Here is a 21114-nt window from a genome sequence, read left to right as displayed (position 1 = left end):
TGCGTATAACATGACCGGTGCACTTCAGCTTACGGAGCGACGATATTGGGCACCGTCGAACTCGTGCTTGCGGTCGAGCCCACGGCGGCAAGCGAATGGATGGCCGGCCCGGCTCCCGCGAGGAGCAAGGGTTGCGCGGATGGCCACGCCGCCGCGGACGAAACCAAGCATGCTGTCGCGACGCGCAAGCAGTACGGCAGCGGCCGAAGCGGGGTATCACCCTCACTCGTTCACACGGACGCCGGCACGGCCATCGCGGATGCGTTGAGCAGAATGCCGGGCATTGCGCCGATCCGCGCCGTGGAGCTTTCCACGGTGCGCGCGTTCGTCAGCCCGGATGGGGTATGGCGCGTCATGTTCGTGGCCGACGAGGAGGGCGCTCGCCGCGTCACCGCAGTGCGTGCGAATGAATTCGCACCGGGTGTCCGGCGATGCGAAACGGTGTGCGACGAGCCGCTCGAAGCCGGCACATCGTTTGCGATCGGCGATGCTTTTCCGCAGGCGGTCAAACACGCGCTAGGCAAGCAGTTGGGCACACTCGCGCCGTCGCGCGCGCTGACGGTTTGTCGCGGCGTTTGGCGATGGAGCGGTCCCGGCGGCGCCGTTGTCGACATCGAACTGCACGACGCGCGCGTGGCAGGTAGCGCGGACGCCGCGGCGGCCAAGTCATCTTCGCCGTCCGAGCACGGCGCCATGTCGATTGCATTTTGCGAATTGCGTCTTGCTTCGCGCATCGGCGAAACCCAAGGCTTGACCGACGTCGAAGCAGGCTCGTCACCGGCCGCCGCCGCCGCTGCTGAGCAAGCGCAGCGAGCGGACGAATCCGCGGCTGAATCGGACGCCTGCGCCGACGCCGAATGCGCGGCGCTCCGCGCGCTGTTCGCGGCGGCCGGCGCATTGGCCGATACCTTGCCCGTGTTCCCGTTGCTGACGGACGGCTACGGCCGCGCGTGCCTCGCCGGCGGCGCGGATCCAGCGCCGGTACGCGCGGCGCACGTCGATTTGCGCGGTGTGAAGACGCCGCACGGCGCGCTGATGGCCGTGTCGGCGAATGTGGCCCGGCAGTGGTTCGGCAACGAGGCGGGTGTGCGCGACGATACCGGCACCGACACGGAATTCGTGCACCAGATGCGTGTGGCCCTGCGCCGTTTGAAAACCCTGCTCAAGACGTTCCGGCGCTGGGCGGACGATGCCTGGGAGCGCACGATCGCCCCCGATCTCGATTGGCTCGGTGGTTTGCTCGGCCAAGCACGCGACCTCGATGTCTTCGTCGATTCCACGCTGCCTGTCCTAGCCGAGGCCGATGTCGACACGGCGGCGTGGGCGCCGCTTAGGGAACGTGCCGCCGCGCGCCGCGACGAAGCGCGCTCGCAGGTTCGCGCCGCGCTGCGCACGCGCCGCTATGCGGCGCTTTCCCTCGCATGGCTACGTTGGTTGGCGGCTCAGCATTTCTCGCAAGGGCCATCCGTCATGAGGGATAAGTCGCTTGCCGATTACGCGGCGAAGCGGGTACGCAAGCATTACCGGCGTCTGATCGAGAAGCCGGGGCTGACCGCGCTGACGCCCGCGCAGCGTCATCGTCGACGGATCGAAGCCAAGCGCTTGCGTTACACGCTCGAATTCTTTCAGCCGCTGGCGTCGCGCAAGACGCAGCGCGAGATAGCGAAGCAGCTCAGCCGAATCCAGAGCGTGCTCGGCGACGGGAGCGATGCCACGGCGGCATTGCATTTTCTTGAAGCGCTCGACGTACTGCCGTACAAGCACGGCTTCGCGCGGGGGTGGTGCGAGGCGGTCAACCGCTGGTCCGCGATCGAGGGCGATCGGCTGCTGCAGGACTTGGGCAAGCCGAAAATCGTGCGCGGAGCGTAGCGTTCCCGGCTCCCGTGTGGCCGGGTGCGAACCGGCAAGGCCGCCGCCTATAATCCCGACTTCCACTTCCTATTGCCCAGCTAGCCTAGCTAGCTTCGCTACGCGCCCCCTCATGAGCGAACACTCTCCGTCATCGGAACGTCCCGCCACCGGCAGCCGCTCGGCCCCCACGCTCGAGCTCGGCGGGTCGGTCTGGCTGCGCGCGGGCCACGAAACGCTCGGCGGCGCGGCGCGCATTGCCCTGCTGGCTGCGATTCGCGACACGGGATCGATCACGTCCGCCGCCAAAGCGGTCGGCATTAGCTACAAGTCCGCGTGGGACGCCGTCGATGCAATGAACAATCTCGCGGGCGAACCGCTCGTCATGCGCGCTGTCGGCGGCAAGGGCGGTGGCGGTACGGCGCTCACGCCGCGCGGTCATCGCCTCATCGAAACGTTTCATGCGGTCGAGCGCGAGCACCGCAAGTTCATCGAGCGCGCGAGTGCGGCGATCGAGGACTTCGCGGGCGATTGGGCTTTGATCGGGAGAATCGGCATGAAAACGAGCGCCCGCAATCAGCTCTATGGGACGGTGTCGGCCGTGACGCGCGGCAGCGTCAACGACGAAATCTCGCTCGCGCTGCCGGGCGGCCAGTCGGTCGTCTCCGTCGTGACGCACGAGAGCACCGAGACGCTGGGCCTCGCGGTCGGCGCACCGGCGTTCGCGCTCGTGAAGGCGTCCTGGGTCATGCTCGTGGCCGACGAAGCCGATGCGGGGCAGCCGCTGCGTCTGTCCGCCCGGAATCAACTCAGCGGCTTGATGACGCAGGTGACGCGCGGGGCAGTGAACACCGAGGTCTCGCTCGCGCTCGACGGCGCCGCGGGCTCGCCGCCGGACGTCAATTCGACGGTGATCACCGCGGTCGTGACGAACGAAAGCGCCGACACGCTGGCACTCGCCGAAGGCAAACGCGCGACAGCCGTTTTCAAGGCCTCTAGCGTGATTCTCGGTACGGCCGACTGAGCGCGGCGGACGGAGCCGGCACGGCCGCGCGGTCGGGCTTCGGGGCGGGGGTCAGGCGAAAGGGGGCGTTATCGCCGCGCTGCGGCCCGTAGGCGGAGCCAGTACCGGCCGGGGCGCATACAGCCCCGCTTTCCAGCGCGCGCGGATGTACGGCCGTTCGCGGCCGGACAAATGCAGGGCGATATGGGTGATCCAATATTGGGTTGGCACCCGCACGTCGTGCAGTGCCGCAGTCAGCATCAATAGACTGACGGCCACCGGCACGGCCGACAGCTTACTGGGCTTGGCATCCCAGGCCCACCAGACGAACAAGATCGCGGCGAGCGCGCCGACGATACAGCCGGCCACGGCTTCGGACGGCGAGTGCGCGCTGAGAACGACACGCGACAGGCCGACCGCGACGCCCGCGGCGAGGCCGCATGCGACACCGGCCAGCCGGATGCTCGCGCGGGTCGGCAGCAGGGTCAGGAAGAAGGCGACCGGATAGACGGCGGTGGACAGCATCGCATGGCCGCTGACCCCCGTGAAATCCCATTCGCGGATTCCGACCCCCCAGCCGAGGAAGGCAATCTTGGTGAGCGTGACGACGCCCGCTGCCGCACCGATGATGACCAGCCATTCCAGGGCCAGGCGGCGCGAATAGCCGATGGCCAGCCACAGCGCGATCGCGATGGCGAGCGGCAGCGTGAGTCCCGCGCCACCGAGGCGCGTGATCGAAAACCACAGGTGTAGAGGCAAATCGTACATATCGTGCATAGGCGGGGGCGGGTCTACCGCACGGCTCCTATTTGCTCAACGCATGAGCCGCTCGAGGCGACGACACGCGTGACGTGAACGGACAGTATAACGAGCAGCGGCCGCGCACGGTGGCGCTGCTCGTGCGATGACGCACGCGGCCGGCGCCGTCGCCGGTACCGGCAACGCCGGGCGCCGACACTCGAAGAGGGTATATTGTGCATTGCGTCATAAAACTGTGCCGCACGGCCGAACCGTCCCTTTTTAGCGAGCCACGTCCAATGACCAAAAGCCTGACGAAACTCTGGCTGCAGGGTGTCAAACGCATCATGTCCAGCGTGCCGGCTACGCAAGCCGAATACCTGCGCGAAGCCACGAAGACAAAACGCCGCAAGCGCGCCGATTCCGTTCGCCGCGCGCCCGAACGTGCTGCCCAGAGCGCGCGCGAATCCGGCGAGCCGCGGGAATCGCGTGTCCGGCCGCGTGCCGGCGCTTGGACAAAAGGCCAGTGGACGCGTTCCTACCACTCCGCGCCGCCGTTGCCGGGCCGCCTCGTGAATCATTTGTCATACGGTTTATACGTTCCACCGACAGCGGAGAAGGGAGCGGGGCCGATCCCGCTCGTCGTCATGCTGCACGGCTGCAGTCAGACGATCGACGACTTCGCGATGGGCACGCGCATGAACCTCGTGGCCGATCAGCATGGCTTCGCCGTCGTCTACCCGGAGCAGTCGAAGCACGCGCACGCGCATCGATGTTGGCACTGGTACGACGATCACGATACGGCGGGGCTCGGCGAAGCGCGCGCGGTCGTGTCGCTCGTCGATTCGCTGATCGCCCATCACGGCATCGATCCGGAACGCGTCTACATCGCGGGACTGTCCGCCGGCGCGGGCCTGGCCTCGCTGCTCGCGCTCAATTATCCCGAACGGTTCGCGGCCGTCGCGCTGCACTCGGCGCCGGCATTGGGCGAAGCGCACTCGGGCATCACGGCGATGGACGTCATGCGGCGCGGCGTGCGGCACGATCCTGTCGCCCTCATCGATGCGATGGTCGACGTCGCAGGCTATCCGGGCATGCCGGCGATCATCATGCACGGAGATGCGGATAGGGTCGTCGCTCCGAAAAACGCCGAGCAACTCGGTCAGGCCTTCTTGCGCCTGAACGGCTTCATTGACCGCGAGAGTGCCTGGATAACGGGCACGTTGCGAGAAACGCAGGAAGGCGTGGGGCGGATTCACGACTACCTGATGAGCAACCGGCGCGTAGTCCGGGTGTGCCATGTCGCTGGCCTCGGTCACGCATGGGCGGGCGGCGACGAAACCGTCCCCTTCCATTCCGAGACCGGCCCCAATGCGAGCGCGTTGATCTGGGCGTTCCTGCGCGATCAGCGCCGCCGGCCGGCCGCCACCGCCCGTCGAGCCGCCGTCCGGTAGCGTCGCCGGCGACCTCACGCGGCGGGCGTTGATGCGGAAAAACCACAACCCCGGATACCACACTAGCGCATCACTAGGGTTTTCCCTATAATTAGGGTTATCGCTTAGGTGTTAACACCTGTAACCTAGTACCGCACCGCACGAGGCCACATCATGTTCCTGCTTAGCCGCCTGTTCCTGTTCCTGACCCAAACGGCCGAAGAGCGCCAAAAGACGCGCAACGACGCCTATTTGTCCGAAGCCACCGATCTCTACGATCTCGAATTCCGTATGCGCAAGCTCGATCGCGAAGCCGCGGTTGTGCAGCCGTCCTGGCAAGCCGCGCGCTAAGTTTCGCGGTTCGGCGAACGCCGAATGCACGGACGCATGGGCGCCGATCAGACGCCGGGCGTTCCGGGCGCGCTGGGTCCGTTAGGTTCCTGTACGCCGTAGCAGCCGCGATACGTGGCGTAGAACGAGCAGTAGAGCATCGTCGTCAGCGTGATCGATGCGGGAAACAGCACGGTGAATGCATAGTCGCGCGCGCCGATCGCGTCCATCAGCAGCGAAAGCGCGGTCGAGACGACCACTGCCGTCGCGAACCACAGCACGCCGTAGACGATGAACGCGCCGCGATTGCGCCAGCATGTGACGAGGCTGAAGAACATCGCCTTGATGGGCGGCACCTCATGCCATGCCGTCAAGATCGGTGCGAACCAGAAGAGCATCGCAACGGGCAGGTAGCAGGCGAACGCGACGAGTCCCGCCTTCAGCAGAGGGCTCGCGGCCAGCGTCTCGGGAGAGACGTTCTGCGTACCCATCATCAGCTTGAACAGCACCCCACCGTCGGCCAGTGCCGAACCGGCGAACACGAGCGCGATCGCGGCCACATAAATGCCGCCGAGTTCGATCAGCCGCATGGCGCCCGCCGCGCCGTAAGACCGAAACCCATCGGCAAGCACCGTCGGAAATACCATTTTTCCCGCCACCGTGTCGCGGCAGGCGGCCATGAATCCGACCGCTACCCCGGGAATCAGCGCGAGCGGCAGCACCGCGCCGACGTACGGAATCAGAGATACCGCCCACATCGCGATCAGGTAGGTGAAGAAAATCGTCAGGAATCCGAGCGGATTCCGACGGAACAGCCAAATACCCTGCCGGTACCAAACGTAGCCGGTCTTCGCGGAAACTTCTGTCAGTTGCATGGACTTGACGCGGTCAAAGGCGCGACGCCGGCTAGCCGGTCGCGCAAGATGCGTTCGAAATGAGTGGGATCGTGCGGCTTGAGCATCTCGGCCGCTCGGGGCAAATAAAAATCGTATAAGCGCGACACCCAGAAGCGATACGCGCCCGCGCGCAGCATGTCGGCCCAATGGCGCCGCTCTTCGGGCGTGAACGGCCGTACCGTTTGATAGGCGCGCAGCATCGCATTCGCGCGGGCGTCGTCGAGCCGGCCGCTCGCGAGATCGACGCACCAATCGTTGACGGTCACCGCCACGTCGAACAGCCACTTGTCGCAGCCGGCGAAATAGAAATCGAAGAAGCCGCCCAGGCGCACCGTGTGGTTCGTGCCGGGCGCGGCAGGCGCGAACAGCACGTTATCGCGGAACAGATCGCAGTGGCACGGGCCACCGGGCAGCGCCGCATAGTCGGCCGAGGCAAAGAAGGCCGACTGGTGAGCGAGTTCGGACGTCGCAAGCTCACGTTGCGAGTCGGACAGGAACGGCAACACCTGCGGCACCGTCTCTTGCCACCACGGCAGGCTGCGCAGATTCGGCAGATACGGCTTGAACTCGCGCCCGGCCAGATGCATGCGGGCCAGCATTTGGCCCACTTCGGCGCAGTGCTCGGCGGCGGGGGCCAATTCGGCCTGACCGGGCAGCTTCGTGACGATGGCTGCCGGCTTGCCGTGCAGCATGCCGAACAGTGCGCCGTCGTGGCGCGGCATCGGATCGGGTACCGGTACGCCGTGATGCGCGAGGTGGCGCATGAGTTCGAGATAGAACGGCAGCTGCTCGGCCGTCAGCTTCTCGAAGATCGTGAGCACATAGGCGCCGCGCGTCGTCGTCAGGAAGAAATTGCTGTTTTCGATGCCGGAGGGAATGCCGCGGAAATCGACGACATCGCCGAGATCGTAGTGGCGCATCCAGTGCGCGAGATCGGTTTCGTTGACGACGGTAAAGACGGCCATGCGAAGGCTTCGAGAGCAAGGATTGAACGGGGAGCGGCGCAGGGCGCCGGCGGCTGTGGCCGCACGCCGCCGCGCAGGCGGCCGATCGACGGTCGCGCGCGGCGTGCCGAGCGATGCGACGAGAAAATCAGTAGTGCAGGTTGATCGACGGCAGGCGCGTGCTCGGTTGAGCGCTGCTATGGACTTGCGGCGACGTGTCCGGCGATGCGCTCATCTGGTAGTGCGTGCCGAAGTTCGAGTGAACGTCGATTTCGACGGGCTTGCCGCGATCGCGGAATTCGGTGATCTCGGTGCCGTTGCGGTCCTTCTCATGGAAGCTCGGCTTGCGGGGAACGTCATTGATGTCGACCTTCGACGAGACCTGCGCCGCGGGGCGATTGATCTTGGTCAGGTCGGGCAGCCCGGCCGCCTCATTGGCAGCGCGCTGCGCTTCGCGCGCCTGGGCGTCGTCGGTCTGGGCCGCGAGCACGAGACGCGGTGCGGCGGCGAGACTCGCGACGGCAAACGCGGCGCAAACGGCGGCGGAAAAGTACGGCTTCATGATGGATCTCCGGAAGATCCTTGAATTCTAGCAAATGCGACCCCCGAACCGGCTGCGAGGTGGCCGACATGGCCGGCGTGGCAACAACAGCGCAGTGCGGGCGGGACCGCGCGGGGGGCCGCCGCGACAGGGCCCGATGGCCGCGCTTCGTGGTAATGTCGATTCAACGAACGAGGCGACGAGAACGATGAAAAACGATCTGACACAACAGACGCAGCAGACACAGCATGCGCGGGCGATGCATCCGACCGATTTTCCGACCGAGGCGTTCGCGGACGCGACCGACGCCGTCACGCGTCTATCCGAAATCTACGAGGCGAATGCGGCATTCTTGCGCGATGCATTCGCGCGCTATCGGCGCAACGAGCCGTTCCATGAGCGTGTGCGCGCCTGCTATCCGTTCGTGCGCGTGCGCACGGAAGTGAACACGCACGTCGATTCGCGCCGCTCCTACGGATTCGTGGCGGGGGCTGGCATATTCGAGACGACGGTGACGCGTCCCGATCTGTTCGGCAACTACTATCGCGAGCAGCTGCGCCTGCTCGCGAAGAATCACCATGTCGCGATCGAAGTCGGTGTCTCGCAGCAGCCGATCCCGATCCACTTCGCGTTCGCGGAAGGGATTCACCTCGAAGGCGATCTCGGGCGCGAACGCCTGATGGCCATGCGCGACGTCTTCGACACGCCCGATCTGGCGGCACTCGACGATCGCATCGTCAACGGCACGTACGAACCGTCTCCGGGCGAGCCGTCCCCGCTCGCGTTGTTCACGGCGCCGCGCGTGGATTTTTCGCTGCATCGCCTCAAGCACTACACGGCGACCGCGCCGACGCATTTTCAGAATTACGTCCTTTATACGAACTATCAGTTTTATATCGACGAGTTCACGAAGCTCGGCCACCAGTTGATGGCGCATACGGACGATGAAGAATTGCGCGCTTATCGAAGCGAGTACACGTCGTTCGTCGAGCCGGGCGACGTGATCACCTATAACGCGAATCTCGGCGAGCAGCCCGACGAAGGCACGGCGCCCGCGCGGTTGCCGCAGATGCCGGCCTATCACTTGAAGCGGGCGGACGGCAGCGGCATCACGATGATCAACATCGGCGTGGGGCCGTCCAATGCGAAGACGATCACCGATCACATCGCGGTGCTGCGCCCGCATGCGTGGGTGATGCTCGGCCATTGCGCGGGGCTGCGCAATACGCAGCGCCTCGGCGATTACGTGCTGGCGCACGGCTATGTGCGCGAGGATCACGTGCTCGACGCGGATCTGCCGCTGTGGGTGCCGATTCCGGCGCTGGCCGAAGTGCAAGTGGCGCTCGAGCGCGCGGTCGCGCACGTGACGAAACTCGAAGGCGCTGAACTCAAGCGCGTGATGCGCACGGGCACCGTGGCGAGCGTCGATAACCGCAACTGGGAGCTGCGCGACCATCGCGAACCGGTGCAGCGTCTGTCGCAAAGCCGCGCGATCGCACTCGACATGGAAAGCGCGACCATCGCCGCGAACGGTTTTCGGTTCCGGGTGCCGTACGGCACGCTGCTTTGCGTTTCGGACAAGCCGCTGCACGGCGAGCTCAAATTGCCCGGGATGGCCGATCAGTTCTATCGCGCGCAGGTCGACCAGCATTTGCAGATCGGCGTGAAGGCGATGGAGCTGCTGCGGATGAACGGGCTCGACCGGCTCCATAGCCGGAAGCTGCGCAGCTTCGCCGAGGTGGCCTTCCAATAACGGAGCCGGCTGACTCATGCATACGATTCGGCCGATGATCATCGGCGACTACGACGCGGTCATCGGCCTGATGAGCGCGACTCCCGGCGTGTCGGTGCGCGATGCGGATTCGCGCGAAGCGACGGGCCGGTACCTCGAACGCAATCCCGGGCTCAGCTTCGTGGCCGAAGCCGATTCGCGGATCGTCGGCTGCATCATGTGCGGCCACGATGGCCGCCGCGGCTATCTTCAGCATCTCGTGGTGCGGGTTGAGCATCGGCGCCAGGGGATCGCCGATGCGCTCGTCGAGCGCTGCTTGACCGCGCTGGACGCGCTCGGTATCCGCAAGAGCCACGTCGACGTCTTCAAGACGAACGAGGCGGCGGCGGCGTTTTGGGCGCGGCAAGGGTGGAAGCTCAGGACGGACATCGATCGCTATTCGGTGATTCGAGGCGGTGGGGACAACGCATAGCAAGTTCCACTTGCCCGACACGCCAACCATCTGGCGTCCGTCTCGATCTTCAAGCAAGCGTCAAGCGTCGTCATTGCCGAGTGACTCAGGCGGGAGCGCGGTTTTACGCATGCATTTTTACGCATGCATTTCCAAGTTTTTTTTTGATTTTTTTCGGAATCTCTTGCATGCAAGCTTTTCGTAATGAATGCTTGCATCGTTCGCACGAGCGTCGCAAGCGCTCGTACGGATCTTCAGCAGGAGGACATCGATGAATCATGCGAAGCGGCTGCTGCCCCTATCCACTCCATTCGCGACTTTACGCAGCGACCTGTTCGCCGGCATCGTCGTGTTCCTGGTCGCGTTGCCCTTGTGCCTCGGCATTGCCTCCGCGTCCGGCGTCGAGCCCTTCGCGGGCCTCGTCTCGGGCATTGTCGGCGGCCTCGTCGTCGCCCTGCTCAGCGGCTCGCATTTGAGCGTGAGCGGCCCGGCCGCCGGCCTTGTCGTCATCGTCGTATCGGCGATCGCATCGCTCGGGAGTTTTTCTGCGTTTCTTGCCGCTGTACTGATTGCCGGGATCCTGCAGATCGGCTTCGGTCTCTTGCGCGCGGGACGCATCGCGAGCTACGTGCCGGTTGCCGTCGTCAAAGGGATGCTGGCGTCGATCGGCATCATCTTGATCCTGAAACAGATGCCGGTGGGTGCCGGGATAGTCGCCGGAGGCGATTCGACGATCCTTCACGCGATGGCGATCTCGACGCCGTTCGGCCACATGTTGCCGGTTTCGCTCTTGCTTTGCGCGGTGTCGGTGGCGATGTTGTTCGCTTGGGAGGCGCCGCGTGCGAAGCGCTACGCGCTCGTGCGCGCTGTGCCGGGGCCCCTGGCCGCCGTAGCGCTGGGCATTGCCGCCACGCTCGTGCTCGATCGAATTGCGCCATCGCTTGCGACGCCCGTCGAGCATCGCGTATCGCTCGCCGCGCTCGCTTCGCCCGGGGCATTGCTGGATGCCGTTTCGATGCCCGATCTATCGCAGCTGGCGAGTCCCGACGTCTGGCGTGTCGCTGTGACGCTGGCTATCGTCGCAAGCCTCGAAACGCTGCTGAGCCTCGAGGCGCTAGAGCGGATCGACCCGAAGCGCCGGCGCGTATCGCCCGATCGGGAGTTGAAGGCGCAGGGTGCGGGCAATGTCGTCGCCGCGTTGTTCGGCGGCCTGCCGTTGACTGCCGTGATCGTCCGCAGTTCGGCGAACGTGCACGCGGGGGCGCAGACGCGTCTGTCGGCCGTCGTTCACGGCGTGTTGCTGCTTGCCAGCGTGTTCGTGCTGACGGCGGTGCTGAATCTGATTCCGCTCGCGAGCCTAGCCGCGATCCTCATTCAAACAGGCTACAAACTGGCCAAGCCTCGACTCTTCGTCGACACGATTCGTGAAGGGATCGGCCGATGGGCGCCGTTTGCCGCGACGATCGTCGGCGTGGTGGCGGCCGATCTATTGACCGGCATCGCGATCGGCATTGCAACGAGTGCGCTCTTTGCGATGCGAGCGAGCTTCGCCCGGACGTTCGCGCTCACGCGTCACGACGATTACTTTCTGCTCTCGGTGCGAAAGGACGCGACCTGCTTCGCCAAGCCGATGCTCGCCCGTTGTCTGGCGCAAATTCCCGAGCGCGCCACGGTGGTGATCGATGCGGAGCGCGCCGATTTCATCGACGCGGACATTCGGGAAGCGATCGATGCTTTCGTGCGGGAGGCGCCGCGGCGGCATATGACGGTGGAGCGATTGCGTTGGCCCGAGGCGTCGCAGGCCTTGCTTCCCGTCTCGTCGAGCATGAAGTAAAGCCCATGTCGTTGCTTTGTGCTTCGCTTGCCTTCGTCTGTCTGCCTCACCGGCGACCCGCAACCGGCTATCATGTGCGCAATTTGCAAATCCACGAATCATTGCGCCCGATCGGCCGGAGAACTGTATGGCTTCCCCTCAAGATAGCGTCAGCATGGCGGTGTTCTGCGACTTCGAGAACGTCGCGCTCGGCGTGCGCGACGCGAAGTTCGAGAAATTCGACATCAAGCCGGTGCTCGAGCGGCTGCTGCTGAAAGGAAGCATCGTCGTCAAGAAAGCGTATTGCGACTGGGACCGCTACAAGGGATTCAAGGCTTCGATGCACGAGGCCAGCTTCGAGCTCATCGAGATTCCGCACGTGCGGCAATCGGGCAAGAACTCCGCGGACATCCGGCTCGTCGTCGATGCGCTCGATCTCTGCTACACGAAGTCGCACGTCGATACGTTCGTCATCATCAGCGGCGATTCCGATTTCTCGCCGCTCGTCTCGAAGCTGCGCGAGAACGCGAAGAAGGTCATCGGCGTGGGCGTGAAGAATTCGACGTCCGATCTCTTGGTCGCCAATTGCGACGAATTCATCTTCTACGACGATCTGGCGCGCGAGCATCAGCGCGCGACGGCCAAGCGCGAGGCACGCGAAGCGAACGCGGCCGCGAAACGCCCGACCGACGAAGACAAGCAGCCGAAGGCGGAAATGGAGTCGCGCAAGGCGAAGGCCATCGCGATCGCCGTCGAGACCTTCGACGCGCTCGCATCCGAGCGTGGCGAGAGCGGCAAGATTTGGGCGTCGGTGCTCAAGAGCGCTATCAAGCGCCGCAAGCCCGATTTCAGCGAGTCGTATTACGGCTTCCGCGCGTTCGGCAATTTGCTCGACGAAGCGCAAGCACGCGGATTGCTCGAAGTCGGCCGTGACGACAAGTCCGGCGCGTTCGTTTATCGGCCGAGTCAGCCGGCATCGGCATCGGTCTCGGCATCGCCCGACGCGGCAAAGGACGGTGCAACGCACGGTGCGGTTCAAGACCACAACGGTGCTTCCACGGAAACGGGTGGCCACAAGGGCCGGAAGAAGAGCAAGAGCGCTCGCAAGCCGGCACGTGAGCAAGTGCCTGTCGCCGCCGCGGCGGAAGTCGTGACGTTCGAGGCGACGCACGAAACGACGGCGGAACCGGTCGTGACCGCCGAAGAACCGGCGGTTTCGCAAGCAGTGCCGAGCGCAGCCGCGCCGAAGCCGCGTCGCACCGCACGCAAGGCATCCGCGAAGAAGCCCGCGTCTACCGCAAGCCGTGGTGGCGCCGAGGAGCGAAACCCCCAAAACGCGCAAACCGCGCAAGGGCCGGATCAAGCCGCCGAGCCGGCCGCAACCGCGGAAGTTCCGCCCAAAGCCAAGCCGGCGAGGGCGCCGCGCAAGTCCGCACCGCGCACCAATCGTCCCCGTAAAAACGCAACGGAAAACAACAGCGGCCAATAACTCGAATGGGCCGATGACCCGGTAGGAGAAAGACAGTGTTCACGTGTAGAAATCAGAGCTGCCAAGCGCAATGGGAACTGGCGGACGTCGTCATCAAAAATGAGGGACAGGGGCTTCTGTTCCGCTGCCCGATGTGCGGCGCCCGCAATTACGTCGAGAAGTTCGAAGCCGACGACGGTACGGTCGTCTACGAGCAAATCGAGGGGAAACCATTCGTCTGATGCCGCGCCCGGCCGATCTGCGCTTCGCGCCCGTCGACCGATTGCCGCGATAGATCCGATCATTCAGATCGTTCCGATCGCCCCAACCACGCAATTACCCTATTCGCGTAAACGCGCGATTGCACGCCGCACCCCGGCCGCTCCGGCCGCGGTGCCTCTTTTCCGTGCCTGCACGTCAACCGAATCCACCCCGGCCGCGTTAAAACAGATCATAAGCTGCTATATCGATCGGTCGGCGGGGTTCCTCACATTACAGGCTCGACGAACGGCGCGCTAATGCCGTCGCTCTCGCTCGCCCGTGCCCCCTTGAGCGACCGATCCACACGAAAGATGCCCGACGGAAGTCATGGAGATCGTAGTTCGACAGTCGTAGCCGCGTTCTATGCGAAAGCGCGGCACGCGAACTACAAGCGCCTCATCTCGCCCGCATTTGCACTGATCATCTGCATTCTGCTGCTGCTTGCACTGCAGAAGATTTCGCAGAGCATCGACTACCACTCGGTCAGCCGCCAACTATTCTGCATCGCTCCCGGCCGATGGGCCGTCGCGCTCGCCGCCACGGCGCTCAGTTTCGTTGCGCTCGTCGCGCGCGATGAAATCGGCCTGCGCCACGTCGACGCGAAGGTGCCGAGGTCGCTGCTCTGGATCGGCGCGACAGCGGCTTCCGCGCTCGGCAACATCGCGGGCTTCGGCGCGCTCACGGGCGGCGCCGTGCGTTGCCGCGTGTATGGCGCGGCCGGCGTCACGCCGTCGCAGGTTGGGCGGCTCACCTTGTTCGCGAGCGGCTCGCTCGTCTTGGCGACACTGTTGATCAGCGCGTTGGGCGCGCTCTGGGATATCGGTCCGCTCGCGACGATGACGCACCTCTCGCCGGGTGCGCTGCGCACCGGCAGCGTGATCGCCCTGGTGATGCTGGCCGTCGCGGTCGCATGCTGCGGCTCGACGACCAAGCGGATTCAAACCCGTTGGCACGGGGTCGTGCTCGATATTCCCACCCGGGCCAGCCTAGCCTCGCAAATCATTTTCGGCGTGGTCGATGTCGCGGGTGCGGGTGCCGCGTTGTGGGTCTTCTTGCCCGACACGCATACGAGCTTCGTCAGCTTTCTCGCCATCTATTCGGCCTCGCTGCTGCTCGGCATCGTCGGCCACACACCGGGCGGCGTCGGTGTATTCGAGTCGGTGATGGTCTTCGCGTTGCGCGGCGACGTCTCCACGCCGTCGCTCGTCGCGGGCTTGGTGGCCTATCGCGCCGTGTACTTCGGTCTGCCGCTGGTGCTGTCCGCGCTCGTGCTGGCGTGCTACGAAGGCAGAGCGCTGCGCGCGCGTCTGCCGCTCGGCCGCGTGGCGCGCGTCGGGCGCATCGCGCCGCTCTTCCTATGCCTGATTACGTTCGTCGTCGGCTCGATGCTGGTCGTCTCGAGCGCGACGCCCGCGCTCGCGCAGCGCTTGGCGGTCTTACGGGAGATCGTGCCGCTCTGGGCCCTCGAAGGCTCGCAACTCGTGAGCGGTGTCCTCGGCGTGCTGCTGCTGTTCGTCGCGCGCGGCTTGCTGCGCCGGCTCGACGCCGCGTGGTGGCTGACCGTCGGATTGACGGCGGTCGCGCTCGTCCTGTCGGTGCTCAAGGGGCTGGCGTTCGTCGAGGCCGGCGTGCTCGCCACGTTGCTCGTCCTGCTGCTCTGCACGCGCCGCCATTTCAGCCGGCGCGCCGCGCTGTTCGCGGAGCCGTTCACGCCCGGATGGCTGATCTCGGTCGCGATCGTGATGATCTGCGCGTCGTGGGTGATGTTCTTCGCCTATCGCAACGTGCCGTACCAAACCGATCTCTGGTGGCGGTTCGCGTTCCATGAGCCTGTTTCCCGATCGCTGCGGGCGATGCTGGCCTCTGGCCTCTTCGCCACGGCGTTCGCCGTTTGGCAGCTGCTGCGCCCGGCGGCCGGACGTTTCGTGCATCCGACGGCGGAAGATCTGACCGACGCCGTCAAGATCATTCGCGCGCAAGAGCGAAGCGATGCCGGACTGGCGATGATGGGCGACAAGAGCTTCCTGTTCTCCGATTCGAGAGAAGCGTTCCTGATGTTCGCGAAGCACGGCCGGACATGGGCCGCGCTTCACGATCCCGTCGGGCCGCGCGACGAATGGCCCGAGCTGATTCGCAAGTTCGTCCTGCTCGCGCACAAACACGGAGGGCGTGCCGCGTTCTATCAGGTCAGGGCCGACTCGCTGCCGCTTTATTTGGATTCGGGGCTGACGCTCATGAAGCTCGGCGAGGAGGCGCGGCTCGCGCTCGAGCCGTTCGATTTGACCGGACCGAAGCGCGCCGCCTTGCGCTACTCGCTGCGACGCGCCGAGCGCGACGGCTGCACGGCGGAGGTCATCGGCGCCGCCGATATTCCTCGGCATCTCGACGTATTGCGCGCCGTTTCCGACAGTTGGCTCGATAGCCGGTCGGCGCGCGAAAAGAGCTTTTCCGTGGCGGCCTTCAGCGAGGCCTATCTAGCCGCGCAATCGGTGATGCTGGTGCGGCAGAATGGTGTTCCGGTCGCCTTCACGACGTTCATGACGACGGATCTGAACGTCGAGGCGACGGTGGGCGTGATGCGCCATGTGGCCGACGCCTCGCCGTTCGTCATGGACTACCTGTTCGTGCAGCTCGCGTTGCATTTGAAAGGCGAGGGCTATCGACATCTGAGCCTCGGCATCGCGCCGTTCTCGGGCGTGCGCCCGATGCCGCTCGGCTCGCCGCTGCATCAACTCGGATCGCTCGTATGGCGATTCGGCGGACGCTTCTACAACTTCCAAGGCCTGCGCGCGTTCAAGGGCAAGTTCCAGCCGCGCTGGGAACCACGTTATCTCGCAGTATCGGGTTGGGCGGGCGCCGTCCTGACGCTGCTCGATCTTTCGATTCTGGCGGGGGGACGCCGTTCATGACACTGACACTTCACGCAGCGTTCAAAAAAATCAAATGGCTTGCCTTGCTGGCCGGCGCATCGTCGTTGTGCATCGGCGCGCAGGCGGCCGAATCGCACGTATCGGGCGGCCGCTACGGCGACGTGACCGTGGAGTGGCCGCACGGCGAGATGCGCGGCTTCGTCGTGCTGTTTTCGGCGGGCAAGGGCTGGACCGCGGCCGATTCGCAAGCGGCCCATGCGTTGGCCGAACGAGGTGCGCTGACCGTGGGCGTCGATACGGGTCAATATGCGGCCAACCTCGCAAAGACGGGCAAAGCATGCCGGCATCTGGACGGCGATGCTGAAGCGGTCAGCCATCAACTCGAACGCCAACTGAAGTCGGACCGGTACTTCGCGCCGATCATGGCCGGTACGGGACAAGGGGCGACGCTCGCGCTGCACGTCCTTGCGCAGGCGCCGTCGAATACGATTGCCGGCGCGGTGGCGGTCGATGCGGATGCGAAGCTGGACCATGACTTCTTCCAGTGTCCGCCGGACCCGACGATCAGTCGCGGCAGCGCGCTGCCGGGCTTCGTCGAAACCGGTGTCACGAAGCCGCGCGCCGTCACCGCCATGCAGCAGGCCGAACGCTCCGCGGTGAAAGAAGGCGCCGATTCCCCGGACTTTCATTTCGACAAGGATGCCGCTCGCTTGACGGTGCCGCTGTTGGCTAAGTCGCCGCGGATGTTCGCGACAACGGCGACGCGTGCCGACCAGTTGACCGCCTTGGTCGAGCCTCATCTGCAGCAGGCCGATACGGGCGGCGACCAAGACGTCTCCGATTTGCCGCTCGTCGAATTGCCGGCTGCGCATCCGAACGGGAAGCTGGCGATCGTCATCTCGGGAGACGGCGGTTGGCGCGATCTCGACAAGACGATCGGGGAGCAGTTGCAGAAAGACGGTGTATCGGTTGTCGGCTGGGACGCCTTGCGCTATTTCTGGAGCGAGAAGACGCCCGAGCAGGTGAGCCGCGATCTGAGCCGCGTGCTGCGAGTCTATGGCGCACGCTGGCATGCGACTTCCTATGCGTTGGTCGGCTACTCGTTCGGCGCGGACGTGATGCCGTTCGCCTACAACCGGCTGCCCGCTCCGTTGCGCGACAAGGTCTCGATCGTTGCGCTGCTCGGCTTTGCCAAGGCGGCGGATTTTCAGGTTCGCGTGACGGGTTGGCTCGGCATGCCGCCGAGCGATAAGGCATTGCCCGCGAAGCCCGCGGTGGACCGTCTGCCCTCGGGGCTTGTGCAATGCTTCTACGGCGCGGACGAAGAAGATACGCTGTGCCCCGCGTTGACCGAGACGCAAGAAGTGATTCGTACGTCGGGCGGCCATCACTTCGGCCACGACTACGACGCGTTGGAGAAGCGGATCCTGTCCGGCTGGGACAAGCGCTTGCATGAGGAGGGCGGCGGCCAGGCGGCGCGGTGAATTCGCAACGTTGCAAACTCGTGAAGACGGCGATCGTTCGGGCCTTTAGGTCCCTCGATCTTTCGATCGCCGCCTTCGAAACATTCGCTTGCAAAAGTCACATCTCTCCGGTCATCGACGGCGGTCATCGCGGCGTTGAGGACATAAGCGGCGCGAAGCCGCCCTCAACCCGACAGGAGATGAACATGAAGAGCATTGTCTTTCGCATCGCGGCCGTCGCAGCGTTGGCTTTTTCGTTCGCCGGTGTGGCCTCGGCGCAGACTCAATGGGACGCTGCCCACCCGCGCCGCGACGAAGTCAACGACCGGCTCTCCAACCAAAACAGCCGTATTCACCAGGAAGTGCACGAGGGTGAAATGTCGCATGCGCAGGCGATGAAGCTGCATCGCGACGACCGCCAAATTCGCCATGAAGAGCGGCTGATGGCGAGCCAAGACCGCAGCCACCTCACCAAGCAAGAACAGCGCACGCTCAATCAGCAGGAAAACCACGTCAGCAAGAAAATCGGGCAGTGAGCCCCGATCGCTTCCACGCTCACGGGGTAACACCTAGGGCGGCCTCGAGGGGCCGCCCTTCTTCTTTCCGCAGTTGAATATCGATGTCGATTCCAAAAGGCTAGATGCGGAAACGACCTATTTCATGCGAGATGTGCGCGGGCGTTTCGAACGCTGTGCCGATGCCGCTTCTATTCGATTTGTTTCCGACGCTATCGATTTACTTCGATCCGCATAAACGCAAGCGATTCCCTAGAAAATTAGAGTGGAACGCTTAGTGCCGATTTTGACGATGAGCGGGTTTCGACCTAAAACGTAGTCCTATTCGACGGCGGCTCACAAGGACACGGCGTGAAAGCACGAAAAGCGTTTTGGCGGCGAGCGTTGCTGATGGCTGCTGCGATTGTCGTCTTCGCAGTGTGGCGCTGTGAACGGTTTTCCGGGGCCGCGACCGATGCGTCCGCCGAGGCGAGCCATGGTACGGCGATGGCGCCTACGCCTACACGCTCGTCATTGAATGTCGCAGCGACGCCCGCGCCCGCTGCCGAGCCGGGCCCGCAAGAACGGGCCCTCGACCTCGCGGCCTTGCGCAAAGCGCTCGCGGGGCGGCCGGATGCCGAAGCAGAGGAGCATCGCATCGTCGCGTTCGCTCGATTTCGCGATCTAGTCACGGCATACGGGAATGGTCGCGAGCAGATGCCCGCGGCCGAGAGGATGCGATTGGCTCGCCAAATTCTCTCCGAACTGCCCGAGCACGTCGCTCGCAATGAGATTGTCCCCGTGCAGGCCCAAGCGATGACGGCTGCCTTGTTGACCGACGCCGAGCCCGACCCGCTCACGCGCAGCGCCGATTTGGCGGCCTCGCGCCGGCAGTGGGATGCCTATGCGAACCAAACGGTGGGACCGTCGCCCGCGCAAGATCCTCGCTATCAGGCCTACGCGCAGCAAAGCCGGGCGATCTTCCAAGAAGTACAAGCGGCCATGCCCGATTCCGCCGAGCAGCAAGTGGTGATCGCCCAGCGGCTCCAGGCGCTGCGCGTCCAGTTGTTCGACCACGCTTCTTCACCCGACACGCACTGAACGCGAACGTACGGCTCGCGCATTTCGCCCGAGCCGGGATTGCTTCGCATCGTCGAAAAGGAGGGAGGATGTCTATATTCAAACGGTTAAAAGGGCTGTTCCTCGGCGGCATACTCGCCTGTGCAACGTTGAACGCACAGGCCTCGGATACGGTGCTGCCGGATCCGTCGATTCCGTTCTACTCGTGGTACGAAGTCGTTTTGCCGGAAAGCAGCGGCGCGTCGTGCGGGAACGGAACGCCGATGCGCTTCTATCTCAATCGCGCGCAATCGGACAACCTGCTCTACATGATGCAGCCGGGCGGCGCATGCTGGGATTATTCGACGTGCACGGAGACGGCGACGACAGGCACCGAAGCCGGCCTTGGCGCTTTCAATCCGGACGGCATCCCGCACAACTATATGAACGGCACGGCCAGCCAAAGCCTGATGTCCTCGTTTCTTTCTCCGCTGATGATCCGAATGGATCTTGCTCATAGGCTCGTGGGTGAACCGAAAATCGAAACGCAGGACTGGACGCAGGTGTTCGTGCCGTACTGCACGGGCGATATCCATATGGGCAGCGCGGTGCGCAGCTATTCGGCGCCTACCGGCGAATGGCGCATCCAGCATTACAACGGGCTGAAGAACGTAGAGGCCGTGGCGCAGTGGCTTGCCGATCATGGCTTCGGCCAGCCGAACCGGTTGTTGATCTACGGGACGAGCGCGGGCGGCTACGGCGCACTTGCCAACTATGCGACGCTGCGCAACATACTGAGGCCTCAAGCGCACAGTTCGATGCTCGACGATGCCGGGACGGTATTCAATTCGCCGTTCAATGGCGACCCATCGGAGTATCCGTCCGTCGGCCTATATGACAAGGTGCGAGACGAGTGGAACATGGCGGGGCCTAACGGCATGATCACGATCAACGCCAAGCTCTCGCCGGACTTCGACCCGAACAATATGGGCAGTGCGTACGCGGCGTTGTCGCGGATGTTCCCCCATGATCGCTTCGGCTATACGACCTACCAGCGCGACGCGGTCATGGCGGCCTATCACTACCGTGCGTTCGTCCCTGCCGTGATCGCCGCGCCGGACGATACCCGCAAGGATGCGCTTTCTCTAGCCCTATTCGCGCAGGAGTTGGATTTGCTGAAGCGAACGATCAATCCGTTGCCGAATTTCGGATACTTCATGCCATGGGCGCGAAACGACTTCATGCATAACCACCAAGTCACGGCGGTTAGCTTCACGGGGTCGCGCATTCACGAAAACGGCATCGATGCCGATGTAGGCACGTTCGTCGCCGATTTGCTCAATCGGAAAGATCCCGCCGACGCGCCGGTGATGAAGGCGTTTCGCACCGATCAATCGTCGGATTTCACGTTTTCGACGTTCTTGTCGTGGATCGATAGCGTCCTGAATCTGACCGGCGAGGCAGGGCCGATCTCGGGGCATCGTGCCTAGCTTAGATCACCATGCCGCCGCTGAAATCGGTGGCAACCGCACCGGGTGCCACCGTGTTGACGGCGATGCCGCGCGGGCCGAGTTCCTTCGCGAGATGAAGCACGGTATTGCGCCCCAGCCCGCGGCTGCCACCCGTGACGATGGCGATCTTGCTCGGCACGCCCGAGCCTGATTCAGAGCGGCATGAGGCACTAGACAGTATGACTCCCGTGGAGCAAAGGCTGGCCTGCCGTGAGGAATCAGACGCGGGTTAGCATTGCTGCCAGAGCCGCACGGTGCG

The 21114-nt window shown here is 64.4% G+C and carries 18 protein-coding genes and 1 pseudogene; 14 read left to right on the top strand and 5 right to left on the bottom strand.

Features of this window, described 5'->3' with window-relative positions; translation table 11 throughout:
- Positions 1–45: 45 nt before the first annotated feature.
- Positions 46–1869, top strand: coding sequence for a CHAD domain-containing protein (locus DWV00_RS30295; protein ID WP_115537305.1), 1824 nt, complete (start codon positions 46–48; stop codon positions 1867–1869).
- Positions 1870–1981: 112 nt separating this feature from the next.
- Entirely contained in the window at positions 1982–2872 is an 891-nt protein-coding gene (locus DWV00_RS30290) for a TOBE domain-containing protein (protein WP_115537304.1), read from the top strand.
- Positions 2873–2923: 51 nt separating this feature from the next.
- Here the strand turns inward: DWV00_RS30290 and DWV00_RS30285 are convergent, their stop codons facing one another.
- Positions 2924–3619 carry a phosphatase PAP2 family protein gene (locus tag DWV00_RS30285; protein ID WP_115537370.1) on the bottom strand — a complete coding sequence of 232 codons (696 nt, stop codon included), beginning with the start codon at positions 3617–3619 and terminating at the stop codon, positions 2924–2926.
- Positions 3620–3888: 269 nt separating this feature from the next.
- Here DWV00_RS30285 and DWV00_RS30280 point away from each other — a divergent pair, with 269 nt between their 5' ends.
- A complete protein-coding gene (locus tag DWV00_RS30280; RefSeq protein ID WP_115537303.1) occupies positions 3889–5043 on the top strand; it encodes an extracellular catalytic domain type 1 short-chain-length polyhydroxyalkanoate depolymerase in 1155 nt (384 codons plus the stop codon).
- A 153-nt stretch (positions 5044–5196) separates the two neighbouring features.
- Positions 5197–5373, top strand: a complete 177-nt coding sequence (locus DWV00_RS30275) for a DUF3563 family protein (protein ID WP_115537302.1) — start codon at positions 5197–5199, stop codon at positions 5371–5373.
- A gap of 47 nt (positions 5374–5420) precedes the next feature.
- Here DWV00_RS30275 and DWV00_RS30270 read toward each other — a convergent pair whose 3' ends face one another.
- From DWV00_RS30270 to DWV00_RS30260, 3 genes are all read right to left on the bottom strand, one after another.
- Positions 5421–6227 carry a BPSS1780 family membrane protein gene (locus DWV00_RS30270; protein ID WP_115537301.1) on the bottom strand — a complete coding sequence of 269 codons (807 nt, stop codon included), beginning with the start codon at positions 6225–6227 and terminating at the stop codon, positions 5421–5423.
- Entirely contained in the window at positions 6218–7213 is a 996-nt protein-coding gene (locus tag DWV00_RS30265) for a homoserine kinase (RefSeq protein WP_115537300.1), read from the bottom strand. The genes DWV00_RS30270 and DWV00_RS30265 overlap by 10 nt, the downstream gene beginning before the upstream one ends.
- A 127-nt stretch (positions 7214–7340) precedes the next feature.
- Positions 7341–7754 carry a hypothetical protein gene (locus DWV00_RS30260; RefSeq protein ID WP_115537299.1) on the bottom strand — a complete coding sequence of 138 codons (414 nt, stop codon included), beginning with the start codon at positions 7752–7754 and terminating at the stop codon, positions 7341–7343.
- 187 nt (positions 7755–7941) lie between these two features.
- Between DWV00_RS30260 and DWV00_RS30255 the strand changes: the two genes are divergently transcribed.
- The 10 genes from DWV00_RS30255 (at position 7942) to DWV00_RS30210 (ending at position 20834) form a co-directional block, all read left to right on the top strand.
- A complete protein-coding gene (locus DWV00_RS30255; protein ID WP_425452862.1) occupies positions 7942–9486 on the top strand; it encodes an AMP nucleosidase in 1545 nt (514 codons plus the stop codon).
- A gap of 16 nt (positions 9487–9502) precedes the next feature.
- A complete protein-coding gene (locus DWV00_RS30250) occupies positions 9503–9937 on the top strand; it encodes a GNAT family N-acetyltransferase (RefSeq protein ID WP_115537298.1) in 435 nt (144 codons plus the stop codon).
- Between the two features lie 250 nt (positions 9938–10187).
- On the top strand, positions 10188–11750 hold the full coding sequence (locus tag DWV00_RS30245) for a SulP family inorganic anion transporter (RefSeq protein WP_115537368.1): 1563 nt from the start codon (positions 10188–10190) through the stop codon (positions 11748–11750).
- A gap of 154 nt (positions 11751–11904) precedes the next feature.
- A complete protein-coding gene (locus DWV00_RS30240; protein WP_181885648.1) occupies positions 11905–13218 on the top strand; it encodes an NYN domain-containing protein in 1314 nt (437 codons plus the stop codon).
- A gap of 35 nt (positions 13219–13253) precedes the next feature.
- Positions 13254–13439, top strand: a complete 186-nt coding sequence (locus DWV00_RS30235; protein WP_115537296.1) for a hypothetical protein — start codon at positions 13254–13256, stop codon at positions 13437–13439.
- A 330-nt stretch (positions 13440–13769) separates the two neighbouring features.
- Positions 13770–16367, top strand: coding sequence for a bifunctional lysylphosphatidylglycerol flippase/synthetase MprF (gene mprF / locus DWV00_RS30230; RefSeq protein ID WP_115537295.1), 2598 nt, complete (start codon positions 13770–13772; stop codon positions 16365–16367).
- A gap of 2 nt (positions 16368–16369) precedes the next feature.
- Positions 16370–17812 carry a virulence factor family protein gene (locus tag DWV00_RS30225; RefSeq protein ID WP_425452867.1) on the top strand — a complete coding sequence of 481 codons (1443 nt, stop codon included), beginning with the start codon at positions 16370–16372 and terminating at the stop codon, positions 17810–17812.
- 185 nt (positions 17813–17997) lie between these two features.
- Entirely contained in the window at positions 17998–18327 is a 330-nt protein-coding gene (locus tag DWV00_RS30220; protein WP_181885647.1) for a hypothetical protein, read from the top strand.
- Between the two features lie 330 nt (positions 18328–18657).
- Complete coding sequence (gene plcR, locus DWV00_RS30215; RefSeq protein WP_181885640.1) at positions 18658–19386, top strand: phospholipase C accessory protein PlcR; 729 nt, start codon at positions 18658–18660, stop codon at positions 19384–19386.
- A 68-nt stretch (positions 19387–19454) separates the two neighbouring features.
- Positions 19455–20834 (top strand): pectin acetylesterase-family hydrolase, encoded by a 1380-nt coding sequence (locus DWV00_RS30210; protein WP_115537293.1) that lies wholly within the window; start codon positions 19455–19457, stop codon positions 20832–20834.
- A 7-nt stretch (positions 20835–20841) separates the two neighbouring features.
- On the opposite strand, the pseudogene DWV00_RS30205 reads toward DWV00_RS30210, so the two are convergent.
- A pseudogene (locus DWV00_RS30205) lies at positions 20842–20931 on the bottom strand (3-oxoacyl-ACP reductase); the annotation flags it as partial.
- Positions 20932–21114 lie beyond the last annotated feature (183 nt).

The organism is Trinickia dinghuensis (genome assembly GCF_003367175.1).
Classification (GTDB): Bacteria; Pseudomonadota; Gammaproteobacteria; order Burkholderiales; family Burkholderiaceae; genus Trinickia; species Trinickia dinghuensis.
This window is presented reverse-complemented; position numbering and strand designations above follow the sequence as displayed.